Consider the following 4575-nt stretch of genomic DNA (forward strand, 5'->3'; position numbering starts at 1 on the left):
GCATATCGTCCGACATCGCCGACGGAGACGAACAGGCCGAGAACCAACGTATCCGACGATCGCATCAGCCCGTAGAAGAAAATGCTGACCCCGAGCCACAGCGAGGTTTGAAAGAACTGGCGGAGTTCGGTCCGGCGCTCCTGAGGAGGACGCGTATCGGCCCCGCCGGCGATGCGGTTTTCGCTCATCGCATAGCCGAGCCATGTCAATGCGCCCGCGAAGATGGCGGCCGTCAGAACCGCCTGGACATCGCCGTCAAGCACCAGAACCGCGGCCGTCAGCGCCAGGCGCAACAGAGGCTGGAAGAACAGGATCCACAGCATATAGGGTCGCATGTCGCCGATGACCCGCCCCAGCGAGAAGATCAGCATGGCATCGATCAGGAACGGGGCCGACAGGAGCGTGACGACCAGCGCCATTGCGAGGCCCGGCGCCCGATAGGCATCCTCGAGCGCCGCCGCGCCGCCCATGAGCAGTACCAGGACCGTCACGAGGAACACGGCGAAGGCGGCCGTGCGGGCGAACCGCAACAACTGCGCCGGGCTGCGATTTTCCTGCACCGCCACCGACATGAACCGCTGCAGGCCGAGTTCCATGCCTAACGGCGCGATCATCAGGAAAAACTGCGCCGCCGTGCGGCTAAGCGCATAAATGCCGTATTGGTCGGGACCGAGGAAGCGGCCGACGAGGACGTTGAGCGCCATGCCGCACATCATGGTGAACAGCGAACCGGCCGCGTAGAGATAAGCCTGCCGCATCCTAAGGGCCGCCCCTGGCCGGGGCCGGGCTACGCGCCGCCGCTGCCCGTTTGAGCGCCATCGCGACAATGACGAGCGCGCAGGCGAACAGGCCATTGTTGGGCCGGAACGGCGAGGTTTCGGTCACGGCATTCAGGACCCACATCGACAAAATGACGATCCCAAGCATCGCAAAGGACGGGACGCTCGTTTTCAGTTTCCAGAGCGCTGCAAAGCCGGACAGTACAAGGTAGGAGAAGGCGGCGAGGCCAAGGGCACCCAAGGTCAGGTAGAGTTCGAGATAGCCGCTGTGGGCATCGACGACGGCCAGGCCGAAAGCATCCTGCAGGTGGCTGCCGATCGTGTAAAAATTGCCGAACCCCACGCCGTTGAGCCAGGGGGCGCCTTCATAGGCAAGCAGCCAGTTCCAGACCTGGGTGCGCCCGGTCAAGGTGAGTTCCCGCCCCGCCGCGCCCAGGACGACATCGGCAATCTCGGCGTAGAATACCAGGCCGAAGGGCATGGTGACGACCAAAAGGATCGACAGGAACATCCTGAGGGAAAGTGACAAGCGGATAAAGAAGAAAACCAGAATGGCGAAGAAAAGCTGGATATAGGCCGTTGCTGACCCCGACTTCACCAGGACGGTGACTGAAACCATGAGCAACGCCCCCCTCAGGAGACCGTTGCTGATAATCTCCCGGCGAGAAAGAACCGTCATCGCCAAATGCAGGGAAGCGACCTGCCCGAGAATGTTCTTGTGAATGAAGATACCCCGCCACAGGCCGGCATGAACGCTTTGCTTGAAATCGTCTGCATTGTGCTGGCCAAGGCTCGGGAAGAGCACGGCATTCACCAGCGACAGAACGACCGCGACGCTGACGGTCACATAGATCAGCCGGAGGGTTTCATCGACTGTCCGGCAGGTGATGAGAACGAGGCCCAAAAGCACGCAAATTCCCAGCTCGAAAGTGGCGCGCGCGGTCAGATAGGGCTCGCTCGACCAGGCAACCGAGAAGAACGCGATCAGCAGAAAAGCAAAGAGCGGTGAAAGAGCCTTGATGTCCCCGATCTTCACCTTCTTGAAGAAAACGGCGACGGCAAGCAGGCAGAGCAGCATTTTCAGGATCAGAAGATAGGACTTCCCGGCAGCGTCCCCGGAGGAGATTTCGTCCGCGCCCTTGAACAATTGCGGAAAGGGGTTGAAGGTCAGGAACAGCAGCAGCGAGAAGACGGTGTCCATCACCCGCCAGCGTGCCGTCGCCGGGGTCTTGACCGGGATTTTGGCCGGAATCTGGAAGGACTGCAGGTCCGATTGTGTCGCACTGTCGGTCATCGTTTCGGCAGGAACAGGAAATTGTTGTAATATTTCAGTTCCTGACGCTTGAACCGTTTGCCGGGAAAGACACCGAGGTCCGGTTGGTGGACCTGCTTGTCGAAGGCCGAGATCGGCGTCTGTTGGCCATCCTCGAAGAAGAAGCCTTCATATCCCCAACTCTCCATCATCTGCCTCAAGGCTTCGACGGACCCCTTCCTGTGGCGTTCCTCGACTTCCACAAGAACGACCGGGCGGTGTTTTCCGATCGTCGCGCGAGCGCCCGAGAGAACGGCGTGTTCGTGGCCTTCCACGTCGATCTTGATGAATGAAGGTGCCAGATCGAAGGAATCGAGTGTCCTCAAGGGAACCTGCAAGGCGCGCGCCTGGCTGTCGATCTGCTCGAGCGACGCCCAGCCCGGCGCCTCGCCATTGGAGCCGACGGGTATCGAAAGCGTCCCCTCGCCGCCATGGTCCGACAATGCGACGGCTTGGGTTTTCACCCGTGCGGGCAAACGGGAAAGAAAGCGCGCGAACATCGGGTTAGGCTCGAATGCGACGACCTCCGCGAAATGTCGGCTCATATGGTAGGAATAGGTGCCGTTGTTTGCGCCGATATCGACCGCAAGGGCTTTTCCCGATCCGTATCTCTTCAGGAGCCTCAGCTCCCATTCGCCGTCGCGCGTCAGCAACTGGCGGAAATAGTAGAGCCGCATCGCAACGAAAAACCGCAGATCCGCCCATGTTTGCATGTTCTCTATCCCGTCAGATCTTGTGCGCGCGAATATATTTGGGAGCTTCGAATTCCCAGGAGAGTTCCTCGACAATGCGGCGGCGGCCGATGGCGCCTCGCCTTTGCCGCTCGCCCGGATCGGCAAGCAGTTGCAGGATCTTGTCGGCAAAATCGACCGTGTCGTTGGGTCTTGCGTAAAGCGAGGCTTCCTGCGCCGTATAGCGCCCCTCGGTGACGTCGAACTGAACGATCGGCTTGCTGAACGCCATATATTCCAGGATCTTGTTCATCGTCGACTTGTCGTTCATCTCGTTGACCCGGTCGGGATTGACGCAGATATCCGAGGTCGACAGGAGCCTGAACAGGATGTCGTCCGGCGCGCGGCCCATGAATTCGACATAGTCCTCGACGCCCAGTTCCTTCGACAGGGCCTGAAGCTTGGCAAGGCTCGGTCCGCCACCCACCAGGGTGAACTGGATATCGCGCCTTCCCAGGGTGAAGACGATATGGTGGACGACCTCCAGAAGGAGATCGATCCCCTCCTGTTCGCCCATGACGCCGACATAACCCACCAGGAAATCGCGGCCCCGCTTCAGTTTCGGGGCCGGCGGCGGAACGATGATGCGCGACAGGTCAGGCCCGCTGCGCACCACGACGATATCGCTTTCCCGCTTGCCGCCGCGCTGCATGGCGATCTTCTTGTAGCTTTCGTTCGTGGAGATAACGACATCGGCCGTCTTGAACGTCAGCCATTCCATGGCGACCATTACCCGCCACCACAGGTCGCGCCGTCCGAACTTCGCCTCGTACAGTTCCGGGTTGATGTCGTGATGATCGAACACATACCGCTTGCCGATCAGCTTGAACTGCCATGCGATCAGGAAGATCAGGTCCGGAGGATTGCATCCCTGTATGGTATCGAAGCCGTGGCGGAAGAATATCCTCCAGGCCAGATAGGTCTCCCAGACCAGCGCCGTCGCATATTCCACGAGATAGCCGATCGCGCCGCCGCCGCCCTCGGCCAGCGGATGGCGGTAGACATGGATGCCTTCGAGACATTCATAGCGGGCGAGATGATGCTTGCCCTGCGGGCAGATGACGCTCACCTGCGCGCCTGCCGTCTTGAGGGCGCGTGCTTCCTGCCAGACGCGCCTGTCGAAGGGAACGGGCAGGTTCTCGACGATGATGAGGATCTTGCGTCCGTTCATGCGCATGGGAATGACCGTGAATTGCAAAGTTGCATGCCGTAATTTCTCATTTCAGAGAGCCGATATCGATCACATCGCCGAAGGTGGCGAGGTTCAGCAGCTTTGCCGTCGCATTGGTCAGCACGACACGATCATAGACGGTCGTCTCCGCCGTCTGCCTGTCGACCAGCATCCTGCTCAAGGTGGGGATTTGCGTATAGGCATAGCCCAGATTGGCGCCCACCAGCTTGGAGGCATCGATGGCAGGATCGAACACCGAGACGCGGAACCCGGCTTGCAGAAGGCCCCGCGTCAAATCGATGTTCGGGCTTTCCCTGAGATCGTCCGTCAGCGCCTTGAAGGCCAGGCCGACGACAAGGAGCGATGCCCCCGGCGGCAGGCCGCGGCTCACCTGCTCCAGCAGGCGGTATTTATGGGCATCGTTCGAACGCAGCAGCGAATCCACCAGATGCGTATGGGCGCCGCAATCGGCGGCGATATATTGCATCGCCCGCACGTCCTTCGGCAGGCACGAGCCCCCGAAGGCGCCGCCGGGCCGCATATAATAGGACGAAATGTTCAGCTTGGTATCGGACACGAAAA

At 60.3% G+C, this 4575-nt stretch carries 5 protein-coding genes; all 5 read right to left on the bottom strand.

Features of this window, described 5'->3' with window-relative positions:
• On the bottom strand, positions 1-758 hold a 758-nt coding region (locus VL202_RS01515; protein WP_325462428.1), incomplete at its 3' end, for an oligosaccharide flippase family protein.
• A gap of 1 nt (position 759) precedes the next feature.
• The gene (locus tag VL202_RS01520; protein ID WP_325462429.1) at positions 760-2073 is read right to left on the bottom strand and encodes an O-antigen ligase family protein; all 1314 of its coding nucleotides are present in this window, start codon (positions 2071-2073) and stop codon (positions 760-762) included.
• A complete protein-coding gene (locus VL202_RS01525) occupies positions 2070-2804 on the bottom strand; it encodes an FkbM family methyltransferase (RefSeq protein WP_325462430.1) in 735 nt (244 codons plus the stop codon). Before VL202_RS01525 ends, VL202_RS01520 begins: the two co-directional genes overlap by 4 nt.
• Positions 2805-2817: 13 nt before the next feature.
• The gene (locus tag VL202_RS01530; RefSeq protein WP_325462431.1) at positions 2818-3999 is read right to left on the bottom strand and encodes a glycosyltransferase family 4 protein; all 1182 of its coding nucleotides are present in this window, start codon (positions 3997-3999) and stop codon (positions 2818-2820) included.
• A gap of 40 nt (positions 4000-4039) precedes the next feature.
• Positions 4040-4575: UDP binding domain-containing protein (locus VL202_RS01535; protein WP_325462432.1), on the bottom strand; the 536-nt coding region annotated here is incomplete at its 5' end.

The organism is Pararhizobium sp. (assembly GCF_035497515.1).
Classification (GTDB): Bacteria; Pseudomonadota; Alphaproteobacteria; order Rhizobiales; family Rhizobiaceae; genus Pararhizobium.